Annotated in this window: 16 protein-coding genes; 14 read left to right on the top strand and 2 right to left on the bottom strand. The window is 65.5% G+C overall.

From position 1 onward, the window contains the following. The first annotated feature begins 284 nt into the window (after positions 1 to 284). The 7 genes from AC1DRP_RS09130 to AC1DRP_RS09100 all read left to right on the top strand — a co-directional run bounded on the left by AC1DRP_RS09130 (position 285) and on the right by AC1DRP_RS09100 (position 9021). Positions 285 to 1907: an amidohydrolase gene (locus AC1DRP_RS09130; RefSeq protein ID WP_441505940.1), complete on the top strand. Its 1623-nt coding sequence runs from the start codon at positions 285 to 287 to the stop codon at positions 1905 to 1907. 12 nt (positions 1908 to 1919) lie between these two features. Then, a complete protein-coding gene (locus AC1DRP_RS09125; RefSeq protein ID WP_476768342.1) occupies positions 1920 to 2861 on the top strand; it encodes an ABC transporter permease in 942 nt (313 codons plus the stop codon). Then, positions 2861 to 3769 (top strand): ABC transporter permease, encoded by a 909-nt coding sequence (locus tag AC1DRP_RS09120; RefSeq protein ID WP_476768341.1) that lies wholly within the window; start codon positions 2861 to 2863, stop codon positions 3767 to 3769. Before AC1DRP_RS09125 ends, AC1DRP_RS09120 begins: the two co-directional genes overlap by 1 nt. A gap of 27 nt (positions 3770 to 3796) precedes the next feature. Continuing rightward, a complete protein-coding gene (locus AC1DRP_RS09115; protein WP_476768340.1) occupies positions 3797 to 5386 on the top strand; it encodes an ABC transporter substrate-binding protein in 1590 nt (529 codons plus the stop codon). 118 nt (positions 5387 to 5504) lie between these two features. Beyond that, positions 5505 to 6965, top strand: a complete 1461-nt coding sequence (locus AC1DRP_RS09110; protein WP_476768339.1) for an amidohydrolase family protein — start codon at positions 5505 to 5507, stop codon at positions 6963 to 6965. Further along, entirely contained in the window at positions 6962 to 7954 is a 993-nt protein-coding gene (locus tag AC1DRP_RS09105) for an ABC transporter ATP-binding protein (protein WP_476768338.1), read from the top strand. The genes AC1DRP_RS09110 and AC1DRP_RS09105 overlap by 4 nt, the downstream gene beginning before the upstream one ends. Beyond that, positions 7951 to 9021, top strand: coding sequence for an ABC transporter ATP-binding protein (locus AC1DRP_RS09100; protein WP_476768337.1), 1071 nt, complete (start codon positions 7951 to 7953; stop codon positions 9019 to 9021). The genes AC1DRP_RS09105 and AC1DRP_RS09100 overlap by 4 nt, the downstream gene beginning before the upstream one ends. A 54-nt stretch (positions 9022 to 9075) precedes the next feature. On the opposite strand, the gene AC1DRP_RS09095 is transcribed toward AC1DRP_RS09100, so the two are convergent. After that, the gene (locus AC1DRP_RS09095) at positions 9076 to 10092 is read right to left on the bottom strand and encodes a 2Fe-2S iron-sulfur cluster-binding protein (protein WP_441505939.1); all 1017 of its coding nucleotides are present in this window, start codon (positions 10090 to 10092) and stop codon (positions 9076 to 9078) included. Beyond that, positions 10089 to 10268, bottom strand: coding sequence for a hypothetical protein (locus tag AC1DRP_RS09090; RefSeq protein WP_476768336.1), 180 nt, complete (start codon positions 10266 to 10268; stop codon positions 10089 to 10091). The genes AC1DRP_RS09095 and AC1DRP_RS09090 overlap by 4 nt, the downstream gene beginning before the upstream one ends. A gap of 163 nt (positions 10269 to 10431) precedes the next feature. Here AC1DRP_RS09090 and AC1DRP_RS09085 point away from each other — a divergent pair, with 163 nt between their 5' ends. The 7 genes from AC1DRP_RS09085 (at position 10432) to AC1DRP_RS09055 (ending at position 17001) form a co-directional block, all read left to right on the top strand. After that, positions 10432 to 10692: a heavy-metal-associated domain-containing protein gene (locus tag AC1DRP_RS09085; RefSeq protein ID WP_441489752.1), complete on the top strand. Its 261-nt coding sequence runs from the start codon at positions 10432 to 10434 to the stop codon at positions 10690 to 10692. A 330-nt stretch (positions 10693 to 11022) separates the two neighbouring features. Next, a complete protein-coding gene (locus AC1DRP_RS09080; RefSeq protein ID WP_441489753.1) occupies positions 11023 to 11748 on the top strand; it encodes a cupin domain-containing protein in 726 nt (241 codons plus the stop codon). A 108-nt stretch (positions 11749 to 11856) separates the two neighbouring features. After that, positions 11857 to 12546, top strand: coding sequence for a GNAT family N-acetyltransferase (locus AC1DRP_RS09075; protein ID WP_476768353.1), 690 nt, complete (start codon positions 11857 to 11859; stop codon positions 12544 to 12546). A gap of 21 nt (positions 12547 to 12567) precedes the next feature. Beyond that, complete coding sequence (locus AC1DRP_RS09070; protein WP_476768335.1) at positions 12568 to 13494, top strand: 2-hydroxyacid dehydrogenase; 927 nt, start codon at positions 12568 to 12570, stop codon at positions 13492 to 13494. 14 nt (positions 13495 to 13508) lie between these two features. Further along, a complete protein-coding gene (locus AC1DRP_RS09065; RefSeq protein WP_476768334.1) occupies positions 13509 to 14978 on the top strand; it encodes an NAD-dependent succinate-semialdehyde dehydrogenase in 1470 nt (489 codons plus the stop codon). Between the two features lie 162 nt (positions 14979 to 15140). Further along, positions 15141 to 15557, top strand: coding sequence for a helix-turn-helix domain-containing protein (locus AC1DRP_RS09060; protein ID WP_476768333.1), 417 nt, complete (start codon positions 15141 to 15143; stop codon positions 15555 to 15557). Between the two features lie 49 nt (positions 15558 to 15606). Continuing rightward, the gene (locus tag AC1DRP_RS09055; RefSeq protein ID WP_476768332.1) at positions 15607 to 17001 is read left to right on the top strand and encodes an aminotransferase class III-fold pyridoxal phosphate-dependent enzyme; all 1395 of its coding nucleotides are present in this window, start codon (positions 15607 to 15609) and stop codon (positions 16999 to 17001) included. The last annotated feature ends 51 nt before the right edge of the window (positions 17002 to 17052 follow it).

Raw genomic sequence — 17052 nt, 5'->3', positions numbered from 1 at the left:
GCTCAGCGCCCCTTGCGCTGTTAAATATTCTGAGCAATGCTAGCCCCAATCCAATAAGAAAATGACTCCGAGGAAATATCAAGGATGGAAGAGTTTCTGCGGCTCGAGACGGCTGCCTAGAGCATATTCCATTATCTGACAGAGCTGAACGTCGTGGATTTAGTGCGCTAAATCTGCGTTACGCTACGCGTTTGCTTGCGTCTGRCAAGTTGCGCGCGCAGCGGTGTCAATCATTACAATGCAGCAGTGAGCGTAAGGTTATGTTTCAAGCGGACACCGTCTTGTTGAACGGCCGCATCTTCTGCGGTCTGGCCGAGGGTTTCGTCGAGGCCTTGGCGGTCAGGGACGGCACAGTCCTCGCGGCAGGTTCGGCTGAGGAGATCTCGAGCCTGCGGGGGGCGGGCACGCGTGTCATCGATCTGGCCGGTCGCGTTGCGATTCCCGGCCTCAACGATGCGCATATGCATCTGCTGCCGCTCGGCGTCAGCATGAACGAAATCAATCTGCGGCCGGAAGAGGGGGTACGCAGCATCGACGAGGTCCTGCGCCGCGTTGCGGCGGTGGCCAGGACGAAGAAGCCAGGCGAGTGGGTGCTCGGGCGCGGCTATGATCACAATGAACTGGCCGAGGGCCGCCATCCCACCGCCGACGAGCTCGATCAGGTGGCGCCCGACAATCCGGTCTATATCAAGCGCACCTGCGGCCATGTCGGCGTCGTCAACAGCCAGGCTATGCGCAAGGCCGGCATCGGCCACAACACGCCGAGCCCCGATGGCGGCTTGATCGAGCGGCGCGACAACAAGCTCACCGGCCTTCTGGCTGAAAGCGCCATGCGCCTGATCGTCGAGGCGATGCCGAAACCCAGCCACGCGGAGCTGACGACGGCCATCGAGCAGGCCGGCCATTACATGCTGTCGCAGGGCTTCACCAGTGTGATGGATGCCGGCGTCGGCATGCTGGCGGGCATGGCGGAGATCGAGGCCTATGAGGAGATGGCCCGCACCAACCGCCTGCCGGTGCGGACCTGGGTCTGCATCTATGGCAATGCCGACGGGATCGGCGATGCCGCGCACGCGGCCAGATACCGCTTTGGGCGGGAGGTCGGTCTCCTGCGCTACGGCGCCATGAAAGTGTTCGGGGACGGAAGCGCCGGCGGTCTGACGGCGGCGATGAGCCAGCCCTATCGCGTCGGCGACCCCGACAATCGCGGCATCTTCATCTATTCCGACAAGGACATGCACGGTTATCTCGCGCATTATCACAGGCTCGGCTACCAGCTCGCGATTCATGCCATCGGCGACGCTGCGATCGAGCAGGTGCTGTCGGGGATCGAGCAGGCGGACAGTGCCGAGCACCCCGTCCTCGGGCGTCGTCACCGTATCGAGCATTGCGGCTTCCTGACCGATGGCCAGCTCGCCCGGATGGCAGCTGCCGGAATCGATCCCGTGCCGCAGCCGGTGTTCATCTACGAGTTCGGCGATCTCTACGTGCATAATCTCGGGCAGGAACGGGCGGATGCCTCCTATCCGATGCGCAAATGGTTCGATGCCGGTGTGCATCCCGCTGCAAGTTCGGATGCGCCGGTCTGTGCCACGGACCCATTCAAGAACCTCTTCACGATGGTCACGCGCCAGACCAAGCGCCACACGGTGATCGGTGCGGCGGAGCGCCTGACGATGGAGGAGGCCGTCCATGCCTATACGGCGATCGGCGCCTATACCCAGTTCGCCGAGGACCGCATGGGACGTCTCGTGCCGGGGCAGCTCGCCGATATCGCGGTTTTGTCGCACGACATCTTCGCGGCTCCGGTCGAGACCGTCGAGATGGATGCGCGCTGCGATCTGACGCTGCTGGGCGGCGAGGTGGTCTATGACCGGCTCGGCCAGTTCGCAGCCGCAGCGCAGTAGGGGGAAGCCGGAATGCTGCGGCACACGCTGCAACGGCTGCTGCTCGCGCTGCCGGTCTTGTTGGGGGTTCTCCTGCTGGGCTTCCTGCTCATGCAGGTGGTTCCGACCGATCCSGCGCAGGTGCGGGCGGGGCCAACCGCCACACAGGACATCGTCGAGGCCATCCGCCGCGATCTCGGGCTCGACCAGCCGCTCTGGAAGCAGTTCCTGATCTATGTCGGGCGGTTGCTGCAGGGCGATCTCGGCGTGTCGATCATCAATAATGTGCCGGTCGTCCAGGAGCTCGGCAACACGATCGGGCCGACGCTCGAGCTGATGGTCGCCTCCCTGATCTGGGCCATTCCGCTGGGCATCGCCATGGGCACGGTCGGCGCCTATTTCCGCGGCTCGATCCTTGATCGCGCCATCATGGCGGTGTCGGTCGCAGGCGTCTCGCTGCCGGTGTTMTTCCTCGGCCTGGCGCTGATCTGGCTGCTCGGCTTCAAGTATCCGCTGCTGCCTTTCACCGGTCGGATGGGGCCGTTCTGGACCTGGGACGGCTTTCTCGCGATCATCCTGCCGGCCATCACGCTGGGCGGCGTCTTCGTCGGCCCCGTCGCGCGCATGACCCGCAGCTCGGTGCTCGACGTGCTGGGAGCGGATCACGTCAGGACGGCCCGCGCCAAGGGGCTGACCGAACGGGCCGTGGTCATGCGGCATGCCCTGCGCAATGCGCTCGTTCCGGTCGTGACGCTGATCGGGCTGCAGATCGGGTTCCTGCTCGGCGGCGCCGTCGTTACCGAAACCGTCTTCAGCTGGCCCGGCATCGGCCGGCTGGCCGTTGGCGCGATCCTGTCGAGCGATCTGCCGATGGCGCAGGGCACGATCATCGTGCTGTCGCTCGGCTTCATCCTGATCAACCTTGCCGTGGACGTGCTTTATGCCGTGCTCGACCCGAGAGTGAGGGGCGCCTGATGAGCTCCATCACGCAGACGCTCGCGAAGGGGCAGGCGGAATCGCTGCCGACGCCAGCGACCGAAGACTTCATCGTCCGCCGCCCGTCGGTGCTGAGAATGCTCGTCAGCGATGTCGGCGCCTGCATCTCGCTGGTGCTCGTGGTGCTGGTGATCGCGGGGGCGATCTTCGCGCCCTGGCTTGCGCCGTCGGACCCCTATGGCGGCGATCTCGCCAATACCCTGAAGGCGCCCGGCGAGATGGGCCTGCTGGGAACGGACGGGCAGGGGCGTGACATGATCACGCGGCTGCTCTTCGGCCTGCGCACCACATTGCTGATGGGGTTCGCTTCCGTCGTCTTCGGCTGTGCGCTCGGTGGCCTCGTCGGCTTCGTTGCGGCCTATTACACGCGGGTGTCGGGCCTGCTCATGCGCCTGATGGACGTGCTTCTGTCCTTTCCGGCCATCCTGTTCGGACTGGCCATCGCAGCCATTTTCGGGCCCGGGCTGACCGCGGTGATCATCGCGCTTTCGATCGCGACCGTGCCTCTCATGGCGCGCGTCGTGCGCGGCTCGGCCATCGTCGTGCTGCAGCAGGACTATATCGAGAGCGCGCGCTCGCTCGGCATGAGCGACGCACGCRTCATCTTCAAATATCTGCTGCCGAACTGCCTGTCGGCGATCTTCGTGTTCGTCACGCTACGATTCGGCCAGGTCATCCTGCTCGGCGCGGCCCTGTCGTTCCTCGGCCTTGGCGCGCAGCCGCCAACGGCGGAGCTCGGCGCGATGGCGGCGGACGGCCGCAACTTCCTGTTCTTCGCGCCGCATGTCTCCGTCCTGCCAAGCCTGGTCATCTTCGTGGTCGTGCTGGCCTTCAACGTTCTCGGCGACGCGCTGCGCGATGCTCTCGATCCCAAGCTGCGCAAATAGACGCAGAATTTCCGGAGGTTCCCTCACATGAATAGGCTTACCGCACTGCTTCTCGGCAGCGCCGCCGCTGTTGCGGCCACCGCCGCGCCCGTCTGCGCCCAGCAGAAGGCACCGTTGTCGATCCTGCGCGTCATCGACGCGGATAATTACGATCCGATCCGCTCGACATCGACGGCTGCGGCCGAAGCGCTCTACATGCTGGCCGACACGCTGGTCAGCGTCGATTTCGACATGAAGACGATCAAGCCCGGTCTGGCGGAATCCTGGACGGTCTCTCCGGACGGCGCGACCTACACGTTCAAGCTGCGCACCGATGTGAAGTTCTGCGACGGTCGTCCGATGACAGCCGAGGACGTCGTCTATTCGCTGAAGCGTTGGACCGATCCGGCCAACAAGTCGCCGGTGTCGTTCCGCGGCGGTCAGGTCAAGGACATCCGCGCGGAGGGCGATGCGACCGTCGTCTACGAGCTGAAGGAGCCCTATAGCGACCTGCTCTTCCAGATCGGCCTGTCCTTCGCTTCGGTGGTCGACAAGAACGCGGTCGAGAAACTCGGCGCCAATTTCGGCGTGCAGGGCTTCAACGCGACGGGACCCTATTGCTGGGTGAAGTGGACCCCGCGGCAGGAACTCGTGATGAAGAAGAACCCCCACTACACCTGGGGGCCGCCGATCTACAAGGATCCGAAGCCGCAGATCGACGAGATCGTCTGGAAGATCATTCCTGAGTCGAATACGCTGATGGCGGCGATCCAGGCCAAGCAGGCCGACGTCACCTACTACATGCCGTATATCGCGCTCGATACGATGCAGCGTATGCCCGGCATGCAGGTGCAGCGGCAGGACAACTATATCTACGACATCTTCATGGGCTTCAAGGTCGACAAGCCCATCTCCAGCGAGGGCGTGATCCGCGAGGCGGTCAACATGGCCGTCAACAAGGACGCCATCGCGAAGGCGATCTTCTTCGGCAAGGGCCAGACCCTGCCGGCACTCCTCAATGCGAGCGTCCTCGACTTCGACAAGGACGCAGCCGCCAAGATGCCGAAATATGATCCGGCGGCGGCGGCCAAGCTCCTCGATGCGGCTGGCTGGAAGGCTGGTGCCGACGGCATCCGCGAGAAGGACGGCAAGAAGGCGACCTTCACGGTCTACGGCATCCGCAACGACGTCAATCCGCGGATCACCGAGGCCATGCAGGCCGACCTGCGCAAGGTCGGCATCGACATGAGGATCCAGCTCTGGGATGCGACGGTTGCCTGGGGCAAGCTCGCCACGCAGGAATTCGACGCCTTCGTGATGGCCTATCCCTATGTGACGGCGACCGAGGCCTTGAACCTCTACTTCAACAGCCGCCAGGCGCCGACCCCGAACCGGATGAACTGGAAGGACCCGAAGACCGACGAGATGCTGAAGGCTGCGGCAACGGCCGTCGATGCCGACAAGCGCAAGCAGGCGATTGGCGCCGTCCAGACCCAGCTCACCGAAGCCAATGTCTGGGTGCCGCTCGTCTCGCAGCCGCTCTGGGTTGTCTCGGGCGACCGCGTCGAGGGCGTGCGTGCCCACGGTGTCTATGGCGCAGGTCTCTACAAGGGCCTCGACATCAAGCTGAAGCGCTGAGCGCTTCGATGCGGCGCGGGGGAGACCCGCGCCGCATCTCCTGCTCCGGTCGGCCGCACGGTTCTCTCGCGCGTTCTTCGCCCCGGGTGCCTTCTCTGTTCTCTCTACGGATGATGCCATGACGCTCACGGTCATCAGGAATGCGGATGTCGTCGTGGCCTGGGATGCCCAGGCTGCCGGTCACGTCTATCTCTACGGCGCGGATGTCGCCTTCGAGGATGGCAAGATCCTTTTCGTCGGCGAGCGCTATGACGGCCCAGCGGACGAGACCGTGGACGGGCAGGGGCGAATGGTCATGCCCGGCCTGGTCAATATTCACTCGCATCCGTCCAGCGAACCCCTCAACAAGGGCTTTCTGGATGAGCTCGGTTCGCCGGCGCTCTACAATTCCTCGCTTTACGAGTTTATGCCGATCCTGCGTCCGGATGCCGAGGCGGTGCCGGATTGCGTACGCGTCGCCTATTCCGAGCTGCTGCTCTCCGGCGTGACGACGGTTGCGGATCTGTCGGTGCCGCATCCGGACTGGCTCGACCTCGCGGGACAGAGCGGCATGCGCGTCTGCCTTGCTCCGATGTTCCGCTCGGCCCGCTGGCATACGCGCAATGGCTATGTCGTCGAATACGAGTGGGACGAGAAGGCCGGTGCCGACGCCATGGCGCAGGCCTTTGAGGTTATCGCCAAGGCCGAGGCCCACCCCTCGGGCCGCCTGTTCGGCATGGTATGCCCCGCCCAGATCGACACCTGCAGCGAGGGGCTGATCAAGGAAAGCTATGCTGAGGCCGGCCGACGCGGGCTGCGCTGGCAGATCCATGCGGCGCAGTCGACGGTCGAGTTCCATGAGATCACGCGCCGGCATGGCGTCTCGCCGATCCAGTGGCTCGAGAATCTCGACGTGCTCGGCTCCACGAGCATCGTCGGTCATGCCATTTTCCTCGACGACTACCCGCGCAACGCCTGGCACAGTCGCCGCGATCTCGATCTCCTGGCCGAGAGCGGCACGACGGTGGCCCATTGTCCGACCGTCTTCATGCGGCGGGGCATCGCGTTGCGTGATTTCGGGCGCTATCGGCGGGCCGGCGTGAATATCGGCCTGGGTACGGACACCTATCCCCACAACATGCTCGAGGAAATGCGCAATGCGGCCTATGTCGCGCGCCTGATGGCGGAGAGCCCGCGCACGCTCAGCACGACCGACCTGTTCGAGGCTGCGACGGTCGCTGGCGCCCGTGCGCTGGGGCGCAGCGATATCGGCCGGCTCGCGGTGGACTGCAAGGCGGACCTCGTGCTCGTCGACCTTGCCCATCCCATGATGCAGCCGCGGCGTGATCCCGTTCGCAGCCTGATCTACGCGGCGGCCGAGCGCGCGGTCGATCGCGTCTATGTCGATGGCCGGCTCGTCGTGAGCGGTGGCGAGGTCCTCACCATCGATTACCCCGCCGCTGCGAGGCGCCTGCACGAAGCCCAAAAGCGGACCGAAGCGGCCGCTCCGAGGAATGACTGGGCCGGCCGCCCGGTGACGGATTACTCGCCCCTGACCTTTCCCGAAGCCGGGCATAGGACCTCCGGGGCCCGCTCATGAGCCCGGCCACGGCCACACCGATCATCGAACTGCGCAACCTGACGACGGCCTTTCAGACCCTGAACGGGACGGTGCGGGCGGTCGACGGCATTTCGCTTTCGCTCGAGCGCGGCAAAACGCTCGGTATCGTGGGGGAGAGCGGGTGCGGCAAGAGCATGCTGTCCCTGTCGATCATGGGCCTCGTGCCGCCTCCGGGACGCAATGCCGGCGGCGAGATCCTGTTCGAAGGGCGCGACCTCCTGAAGCTGCCGCCGAGCGAGATGCGCGACATTCGTGGCAACCGCATCGCCATGATCTTCCAGGAGCCGATGACCAGCCTGAACCCCGTGCACACGGTGGGGTATCAGGTCGTCGAGTCCTTGCGCGCGCACCGCAAGGCCTCGGCCCGCGATCTGCGTGACGAGGCCATCGAGGCGCTGCGCAGGGTGCGCATTCCATCGCCCGAGCGGCGCTTCGACGAGTATCCGCATCAGCTGTCGGGCGGCATGCGCCAGCGGGTCATGATCGCCATGGCGCTGACCTGCAAGCCGGCCCTGCTGATCGCGGACGAGCCGACCACGGCGCTGGACGTCACCATCCAGGCCCAGATTCTCAGGCTCCTGCGCGAGTTGCAGGAGGAGACGGGCATGTCGATGATCCTGATCACCCACGACCTCGGTGTCGTCGCTCAGGTCGCCGATGAGGTGGCCGTCATGTATGCCGGCAAGGTGGTCGAGCGGGCCTCGGTCAAGGACGTGTTCCACGATCCGCAGCACCCTTACACGATCGGCCTGATGGGTTCGATGCCACGCATGGACCAGGACGTTGCGCGGCTCATCGCGATTGACGGCGTCGTGCCTCCGCCCTTCCGGTTGCCGCAAGGCTGCCGCTTCAATCCGCGCTGTCCGTTTGCGGATGACGGCTGCCGCGCGGRGATGCCGGTGCTCGGGGAAATCGGCCCGACCCATCTCGTCGCCTGTCGGAAGGCCCCGCTGGAGGAGTTCGTATGACGGTACCGTTGCTCGAACTTGAGGACGTGACCAAGCACTACCCCGTCTTCAAGGGCCTGATCCGGAAGAAGCAGGTCGGTGCGGTCCGTGCCGTGGACGGGGTGAGCCTGCAGATCAATCCAGGCGAAACCCTGGCGATCGTCGGTGAGAGCGGCTGCGGCAAGTCGACCACCGCGCGTCTTGCCATGCGGCTCATCGAGCCCACGGCGGGAAGCGTGCGCTTCGAAGGTCGCGACATCACGCATCTCGACCGAGCGGCCATGCGCAGCATGCGTCGCAATATGCAGATCGTCTTCCAGGACCCCTATGCCAGCCTGAATCCGCGCATGACGGTGGAGGAGCTGATTGCCGAGCCCATGCTGGTCCATGGCGAGGGCACGGCGGCCTCGCGGCGTGCGCGCGTGCTGGAACTGCTTCGGAGGGTCGATCTCGCTCCCTATCATGCGGCGCGCTATCCGCACGAGTTCTCGGGTGGCCAGCGTCAGCGCATCGGCATTGCCCGGGCCCTGGCCCTGTCTCCGAAGCTCATCGTCTGCGACGAGCCGGTGTCGGCTCTCGACGTTTCGATCCAGGCACAGGTCGTAAACCTGCTGAAGGACCTTCAGAAGGAATTCGGCCTGGCCTACCTGTTCATCTCCCATGGCCTCGCCGTCGTGAAGCACATGGCCGATCGCGTGGCGGTGATGTATCTCGGGCAGATCGTCGAACTGGCGAGCAAGCAGGACCTCTACGGTAATCCGCGCCATCCCTACACGCAGGCCCTGCTGTCCGCGGCTCCGGAGCCGGACCCGACCCGGCGCGAGGCGTGGAATGTGCTGGGGGGCGATGTCCCGAGCCCGCTCAATCCGCCAGCGGGCTGCCGATTCCATACGCGCTGCCCCCTCGCGCAGGAGCGCTGCCGCAGTGACGTGCCGAGCCTTCGTGCCGTCGGCGCGGGGCACAGCGCCGCGTGCCATTTTGCCGAGACTGTGCCGACCTTCAGCCACGCGGCTGCGGCCCGGGAGGAATCGCCGAGCCGGCGCAGGCGCCTCGCGCTCTATGAGGCGCACCGTCGTCAGGTGAACTGAGCGAGGCTTGGCGTCTGAGGCGGTCCACGCACACCGATTGTCCTCGTCTTGCCGTCACGCCCGGACCGCGATCTCCGTGCCGTTTGTGCATGCTTGGTCCGCTGCCGTGAAGAAGGCGTCGGCATAGGCGTGAGCCGGGTCGAGTCCGCGGCGCGTCATGGCTGCGACGGCGTCATCAACCAGGCGGGGCGAGCCGGCGACATAGGCTGTCACGCCCTCGAGTTCGGCAAGCGCTTCAAGGCGAGCACCGAGCGGCGGTCCGTCGCTCAGGACAGGGATATAGGTAAAATCGGCGAGCCGGTTGGCGAGGTCAGCGATCGTGGCCTCCTGATAGAGATCATGCTCAGCCCGCGCGGCATTGTAGAGCCGAATCGGCTGTTTCAGGTGCAGACGCGCAGCGCTGTGCAGGATCGACAGGATCGGGGCGAGCCCGGTTCCGCCCGCCACGGCGAGGATTGGCCCGGTCCGCCTTGCGCGCAGATGCGCCGTGCCCATCGGGCCACGCAGCCGGACGGGATCGCCCGCCTGCAACCCGCTCGCGACATGGCCGCTGGTCACACCATTGGCGACATGCCTGATGTGGAACTCGAGGAGCGGCTCGTCCGGGTCGTTCGCCATCGAATAATTGCGCGGCGCGCAGCCTGCGAAATGCAGTTCGGCATATTGGCCGGCCGTGAAGGCGAGCGGCTCTCCCTCCAATTCGACGCGCAGGATCGAGATATCCGGCGTCGGGCGTTGCAGCGAGACGACCCGTCCCGAAACCTCGCGCAGGGGATGTCCGGCCGTGTCGCTGCCAAGCCAGGCGATGCCGCAATCGCTGCGCGGCTGGGCGCGGCAGGCGAGAACGAAGCCGCGCTCCGTGTCTGCTGCGGTGAGCGCGAAGGGCGTGTGGGGAAGCAGCTCGACTTCGCCCGAGAGAAGCCTCGACTTGCAGGCGCCGCAGCGCCCGACCTGGCAGCCATAGGGATAGGCGTACCCGGCAAGCTGGGCCGCTTTCAGAATCGTCATATCCGCCGCGACGGTGATTTCGGTCGCGAGGTTGGCGATGTGGACGGTGTGGTTTGCGGTCATCGAGCGGGCACCTGCTGAGGCTCGAACGGCGCCACCGCAGCGCCGGCCATTGGCGGCGAGAAACGGCGCAGGCGCTGCGCCTTCTCGACGCGGTCGGCCCTGGAGGAGGTGATGCCCCCGACCGCGACCAGGGGCCTCCGCGCTGACCGCACTTCGGACTGATTGATTACCGTCATCTGCGCCACCTTGATTGGACGAACGCTCAATGCGGTGCGGCTTCCCATAGTGGGAGTGTCAAGCGGCCGCGGACCTGTCGTGGGAAGAAAATCCGGGCTTGACCTTGCCATATGGCAAGGACCGACACTGATTTTGCGCTCATTCCTTCAGGAGAGATTTCCCATGTGCCAAGCTCACCAGTCTCAGGACCACGAGATTGCTTCCGCTGCCGTTTCCGGCGTTTCCGTTCGTGTCGACGACATGACCTGCGGCCATTGCGCCGGCACCATCAAGAGCGCCATCGAGAGCTCGATCCCCGGCGCCAAGGTCAGTGCCAACCCGGAGGCTCGCCTCGTCTCGGTCGAAGGTGCCGATCTTGCCCGGGTTCGCGAGATCATCGCCCAGGCCGGCTATACGCCCGACGCTGCGCCTGCCCACGCCTGAGCACGTGAGGCCGGAAATCCGGCCTCCGCTCGCGTTCGGCAAGGCTCCTTGAAATCGTGACAGCCGCGGCGAATGCCGCGGCCTTTTGCTTGGCCGCGCTGTCTCGAACAATGACAGGCGCTCAGCAGATCATGCCGTCCCCATCCGGTTCAGGCGCGGGGTGGGGCGGTTGCTGCTGTGCTTGTGTAAGCCGACCTTCCCATTCCCTGGGGGCGTGCGGCCGATACGGGACCGGGCGGAAGCCGGCGCCCGGAAAGATGGTCCAATCCCCATGGCGKCTTTGGCCTTAGCTCTGGAACTGTCGCAAGAAACGTCTGGACGGCTCCACAGATGACATCGCCCGCAATCATAGTGCTTGACCGCGCCAAGGGCGCGCAGCCTGCCATCAGCCACGTCACGACGAGGCTAAGCGCGGCCGACCCATTTGCCGCGGGCCGCGAGATTGCGTGGACCGGCCCCGATTCCATGGCCGCGGGCCGCGCCACGTTCGAGGGGACTTGCGAAAGCGTCTCATTTCCTCACACCGAATTCCTGGTTGTTGTCGCCGGGCTGCTGCGTCTTGCCGAGACCGGTAAGGCCGCCCTGGAGTTGACACCCGGGCGCGGGGCCGTGATCGCGTGCGGCACCGGGTTGCGGATCGAAGCGATGCCCGGTGCGCGCTTCGTCTTCTGCGCCATGACCGGTGCGACCTCGGCCGCGCCGGGATTGCAGGAAATTCTGGCTGAGGCCGCCCTCTCGCCCTCGGCGGCGCCGCCGGTCGAGGTGCTCATCGGCCCGACGCCGCAATGCCGCAGCTTCAACGCCTTTACCGACGAGGCCTCGCGCTTCCGGGCAGGCACCTGGGATTCGACGCCCTATCACCGCATCTCGCGCCCGCATCGCGTCAATGAGCTGATGCATCTGGTCGCAGGCAGCGTCGATCTCACGGGGGCCGATGGCAGCGTCACACGTGTCGAGCAAGGCGACAGCGTCTTCGTTGTCCAGGAGACGCCCTGCGCATGGGAAAGCCGCGTTCATGTCGCCAAATTCTACGTCGTGCAGGAGGTCCGCGGCTAAGCCCGCGACCGTCCGGCCGATGCCTCTGACCATGGAACCGATGATGTCCGCTACCGCCCCTCAAGAGACGCTGCTTCTGCGCGAGATCTCGACGGCCGACGCACTGGCCTGCCATGCGCTCTGTGGTGGCCCTATGGTGAGAGCCATGCCACGCTCGGCATGATCATTGTTTCGCCCGCCCATCAGGGTGGGGGCATCGGCAAACGGCTGATGCAGGCGCTGTTCGAGCAGGCACAGGGGCGCTCGCTGATGCTCAATGCCACTGCCGCCGGGGAGCCGCTCTATGCGAAGCTCGGCTTCGTTCCCTGCGGTGGGGTGCAGCAACATCAGGGCGATGCGCCGGCGATCGCGGCGCCCGTCCTGCAAGCTGGCATGTCGCTGCGCCTTGGTCGCCCAGCGGATCTGGAAATGCTGGAGCGGATCGACCGGCAGGCCACCGGGCTGGCGCGCAAACCGATGTTGGAGATGCTGCTCGCCTGCGGCGAGTGCATCGTGCTGGAGCGCAGCGGCCAGCCCGTGGGCTTCAGCATCCTCCGCCGCTTCGGTCGCGGCCTGGTGATCGGACCTGTCGTCGCCATGAAGCGCGACGATGCTCAAACCCTGATTGCGCATTGGCTGCATGAACAGCGCGGTCAGTTCCTGCGTGTCGATATCCAGGCGGATTCAGGGCTAGGGGATTGGCTGACGGAATGTGGGCTGAAGCCTGCGGGGCTGGTCACGTCGATGGTGCTTGGCGAGATGCCAGACCAACCGGGGCCGATGCGCCTCTACGCCTTGGCCAACCAGGCACTCGGCTGACTGTCGGAGCAGGCGGACACAATGGCGCTGCTTTACAAATCCGATCCCGCGCGCGGTGCCGAATGGGCCAGACTTCTGGCGGCAAAGGCGCCGGATCTGGCCTTCCGCATCTGGCCGGATGTCGGCGATCCCGCAGACATCCGCTATCTCGCTGCCTGGATGCCACCCGACGACATCATGGCGCAGTTTCCAAATCTGGAACTGCTGATCTCGGTCGGGGCCGGTGTCGACCAGTTCGATTTTTCGAAGCTGCCGCCGGAGCTTCCGGTCGTGCGCATGGTCGAACCCGGCATCGTCGACGGCATGGTCGAGTATGTCACGATGTCGGTGCTGGCGCTGCATCGCGACCTCGTGCCGTATATCGCCCAGCAGCGCGACCAGCTCTGGCGTCCGATCAGGGTGTGGCCGGCATCGACCCGTCGCGTCGGCGTTCTAGGGCTCGGCATGCTGGGGGAGGCCGCGTGTCGCAAGCTCGCAGGTTTCGGCTTCCAGGTCGCGGGGTGGAGCCGCTCGCGCCGCGAGATCGAGGGCGTAATCTGTTATGCCGGCCCGGACGGGATGACCGATTTCCTCAGCCGCACCGATATCCTGGCCTGCCTGCTGCCCCTGACCGAAGAGACGCGCGGCGTGCTGAATGCCGAGCTCTTCGCAAAACTGCCGCGGGGCGCGCGGCTGGTGAGTTCCGGACGTGGCGGCCATCTCGACCAGGATGCTCTGCTCGCCGCGCTTGACAGCGGCCAGCTCTCGGCAGCGGTCCTGGATGTTACCGTGCCCGAACCGCTGCCCGTCGGCCATGTGCTGTGGAGCGACCCGCGCGTGCTGATCACCCCGCATATCGCCAGCATGACCCAGCCGGAGACGGCGGTCGACGTCGTGCTCGACAATCTGAGACGTCATCGCGCCGGCGAACCGCTGCTCGGGCTGGTGGACCGCAAGCGCGGCTATTGAGGGGAGATCAGTCCATGCTCGTGGAACAGCTGAAGGATCCAAGCCTGTTCGTCCAGCGCGCGCTGATCGGTGGCGAGTGGGTCGGGGCGGCGTCGGGCGCGGTGCTGGCGGTGAGCGATCCCGCCGACGGCTCAGAGCTCGGTACGATCCCGGCCTGCGGCGAAGCGGAGACGCAGGCTGCCATCGCTGCCGCGGAAGCTGCCTTCCCGGCGTGGCGCGCGCGCCCGGCAGCCGAGCGTGCTGCCTTGCTGGAGCGCTGGCACGATCTCCTGCTGTCGCATGCCGGTGATCTCGCCCTGATCATGACCGCAGAACAGGGCAAGCCGCTGGCGGAGGCCGAGGGCGAGGTGCGCTATGGCGCTGGCTTCATCAAATGGTTCGCCGAGGAGGCGCGACGCATCTATGGCAGCATCGTGCCGGCTCCGACCACCGACCGGCGCATCCTTGTGCTCAAGGAGCCGGTTGGCGTCTCTGCCGCGATCACGCCGTGGAATTTTCCCAATGCGATGATCACCCGCAAATGTGCGCCGGCACTGGCGGCGGGCTGTACCGTCGTGGTCAAGCCATCCGAGCTGACACCCTTTTCGGCTTTGGCGCTCGGTATGCTGGCGGCGCGGGCCGGTATCCCCAAGGGCGTGATCAACATCGTCACCGGCCTGCCCAATGCGATCGGCGAGACGCTGACCGGCAGCACCGCGGTGCGGAAACTCTCCTTCACGGGCTCGACGCGGGTCGGTGCGCTGCTGATGCGCCAGTCCTCCGACACGCTGAAGCGGCTCAGCCTCGAGCTTGGCGGCAATGCCCCGTTCATCGTCTTCGACGATGCCGATCTCGACATGGCCGTTGCAGGGGCCATCGCCAGCAAGTTCCGCAATGCCGGCCAGACCTGCGTCTGCGCCAACCGCATCCTGGTGCAGGACGGCGTTCATGACGCCTTTGCGGAGCGTCTTGCGAGAGCGGTATCGGCAATGCAGGTCGGCAGTGGTCGCAGGGATGGCGTCAGTATCGGTCCGCTGATCAATGCCGCGGCTGTCGAGAAGGTCCGGGCTCATGTCGAGGATGCCTTGGCGCTCGGCGCAAAACKGGTGGTCGGCGGTGAGGCTGGCTTCGATCCTGCCCGTTTCATTGCGCCGACCGTGCTGACGGGGGCGAATACACGGATGCGCCTTGCCAACGAGGAGACATTCGGCCCGGTCGCGCCGCTGTTCCGGTTCAGGCATGAGGATGAGGCGATCGAGATCGCCAATGGCACGCCCCATGGCCTGGCGGCCTATTTCTACTCCGAGAACCTGCATCGCGCCTGGCGCGTCGGCGAGCGGCTCGAATTCGGTATGGTCGGGCTCAATACCGGCTCCGTCTCGATGGAGGTTGCGCCCTTCGGTGGCATCAAGCAGTCCGGAATTGGGCGCGAAGGCGGCGCAACCGGCATCGAGGAATATCTGGAGACCAAGAGTTTCCATATGGGCGGGCTGAAGCAAGCCTGAGCGGCGGCGCCTCTCAGAGCACCGAAAGCATGATGTGCTGTCGCTGCCTCGGAAATGCGCAGGGGATACCATGTCGGCCCCTCCGCTGAAGCCGACATCATGGCGGCCCGGTCCTAGGCTTCTGGCAAGGCGGCCAGGCCGTCAGCAGGGAAGAGCCAGTCCATGCATGAGCCAGTTTCCAATGTCGGTGCAGCGCTTTCGGGCCGCATCAGCCCCGGTATCCAACGTGCTCTCGCCCATATCGAGCGGCACTTCACCGACGCGGTCTATCTTGAGGATATTGCGGTTCTCGCCGGACTGAGCGTCTGCCGTTTCGTGACGGTGTTTCGCCATCAGGTCGGGCTCACGCCGCATCGCTTCATCTGCCACCGGCGTATCCGTTACGCCAAGTCATTGCTGCGCGAGGGCGTGCCCTTGGCACTGGCGGCCTCCGAGGCGGGCTTCTTCGACCAGAGCCACCTGTCGCGTCATTTCAAGAGCATATGCGGGGTCACGCCGGGCCGCTACCTGCGCGAGCAGGCGCATGCTACGCGACTGAGGTCCGAACCTGCTGCCTATGCGCAGGCCGGCGCTGCCTGATCCGTCATCCGCCTCTCGATCCAGAGATCCCCCAGCAAGGCCTGTCTCCATGACCGTCAACTCGCTCGAAGCACTCGACCGCATGCATTGGGTCCACCCTGTCGCCAACTGGGCGGGGCATGAGAAGCGCGGCGTCACCATCCTGAAGTCGGCACGCGGAGCCTTCATCACGGACGCCGATGGTCACGAACTGATCGATGGCTTTGCGGGGCTCTGGTGCGTCAATGTCGGCTATGGCCATGACAGCATCGTCGAGGCGGCTGCCGCGCAGATGCGCGAGCTGCCCTATGCGACCGGCTATTTCGGCTTCGGCAGCGAACCTGCGATCCGGCTGGCCGCCAAGCTGGCCGAGATCACTCCCGGCGATCTCAACCACATCTATTTCTCTCTCGGCGGCTCCGATGCCGTCGACAGCGCGCTGCGCCTGATCCGCTACTACTACAACGTCACCGGACGACCGGCGAAGAAGCAGATCATCTCGCTGGAGCGAGGCTATCATGGCTCGAGCTCGACGGGGGCAGGCGTGACGGCGCTGCCAGCGTTCCACGCCCATTTCGGCCTGCCGGTGGAGGGGCAGCACTACATCGCCTCGCCCTATCCCTATCGTAACCCGGCGGGCTCCGACGACGGCGCCGTCATCGCAGCCAGCGTCGCGACGCTGCGGGCCAAGGTCGAGGAACTCGGGGCTGACACCGTTGCCGCCTTCTTCTGCGAGCCGGTGCAGGGTTCGGGCGGTGTCGTCGTTCCCCCGAGGGGCTGGCTGAAAGCGATGCGCGATGCTGCGGCCGAACTCGACATCCTCTTCGTCGCCGACGAGGTCATCACCGGCTTTGGACGAACCGGCCCGATGTTCGCCTGCGAGGCGGAGGGCGTCGTGCCGGACATGATGAGCATGGCCAAGGGCCTGACCTCGGGTTACGCCCCGCTCGGAGCGCTCGCGATCGGCGAGAAGGTCTATCGCGCCATCGCCGACAACGCACCCGCCGGCGGCCCGATCGGGCATGGCTATACCTATTCGGGCCATCCCGTCAGCGCCGCCGTCGCGCTTGAGGTGCTGCGCCTCTATGACGAGGGTGGCATCCTCGCCAACGGCCAGCGCGTCGGCGCCTATTTCGAGAAGCGCCTCGCTACGCTTGCCGACCATCCCCTGGTCGGAGAAGTCCGGGCGCGCGGCCTGCTCGCCGGTGTCGAGATCGTTGCCGACAAGGTCACCAAGGCGAAGTTCTCGCGCGCGGCGAAGCTGTCCGACCATCTCTTTGCGCGTGGCTATGCCAATGGCGTGATCTTCCGCGCCTTCGCCGATGATATCATCGGGCTCGCTCCGCCTCTGTGCTGCAGCGAGACGGAAATCGATCTGATTGTCGCGCGCCTGCGCCAGACGCTGGACGACATGCTGGCGCTCCCTGAGGTCACAGCCGAGTTGAAACTGGTTGAGCCGGCATGATCCTCGCTTTGCTCGGATAGAGCGACGTGTTTAGTTTCACGCCACCGGAGT

It is taken from the genome of Allobosea sp. 01N443 (assembly GCF_056399325.1).
The sequence above is the reverse complement of the archived record's forward strand: the minus strand, read 5'-3'. Positions and strand labels throughout refer to the sequence as shown.

Excerpts from the sequence above, each read along its gene's own strand:
- AC1DRP_RS09115 (WP_476768340.1), top strand. The coding sequence starts at position 3,797 with ATGAATAGGCTTACCGCACTGCTTCTCGGCAGCGCCGCCGCTGTTGCG.
- AC1DRP_RS09110 (WP_476768339.1), top strand. The coding sequence starts at position 5,505 with ATGACGCTCACGGTCATCAGGAATGCGGATGTCGTCGTGGCCTGGGAT.
- AC1DRP_RS09100 (WP_476768337.1), top strand. The coding sequence starts at position 7,951 with ATGACGGTACCGTTGCTCGAACTTGAGGACGTGACCAAGCACTACCCC.
- AC1DRP_RS09095 (WP_441505939.1), bottom strand. The coding sequence starts at position 10,092 with ATGACCGCAAACCACACCGTCCACATCGCCAACCTCGCGACCGAAATC.
- AC1DRP_RS09090 (WP_476768336.1), bottom strand. The coding sequence starts at position 10,268 with ATGACGGTAATCAATCAGTCCGAAGTGCGGTCAGCGCGGAGGCCCCTG.
- AC1DRP_RS09085 (WP_441489752.1), top strand. The coding sequence starts at position 10,432 with ATGTGCCAAGCTCACCAGTCTCAGGACCACGAGATTGCTTCCGCTGCC.
- AC1DRP_RS09080 (WP_441489753.1), top strand. The coding sequence starts at position 11,023 with ATGACATCGCCCGCAATCATAGTGCTTGACCGCGCCAAGGGCGCGCAG.
- AC1DRP_RS09070 (WP_476768335.1), top strand. The coding sequence starts at position 12,568 with ATGGCGCTGCTTTACAAATCCGATCCCGCGCGCGGTGCCGAATGGGCC.
- AC1DRP_RS09060 (WP_476768333.1), top strand. The coding sequence starts at position 15,141 with ATGCATGAGCCAGTTTCCAATGTCGGTGCAGCGCTTTCGGGCCGCATC.
- AC1DRP_RS09055 (WP_476768332.1), top strand. The coding sequence starts at position 15,607 with ATGACCGTCAACTCGCTCGAAGCACTCGACCGCATGCATTGGGTCCAC.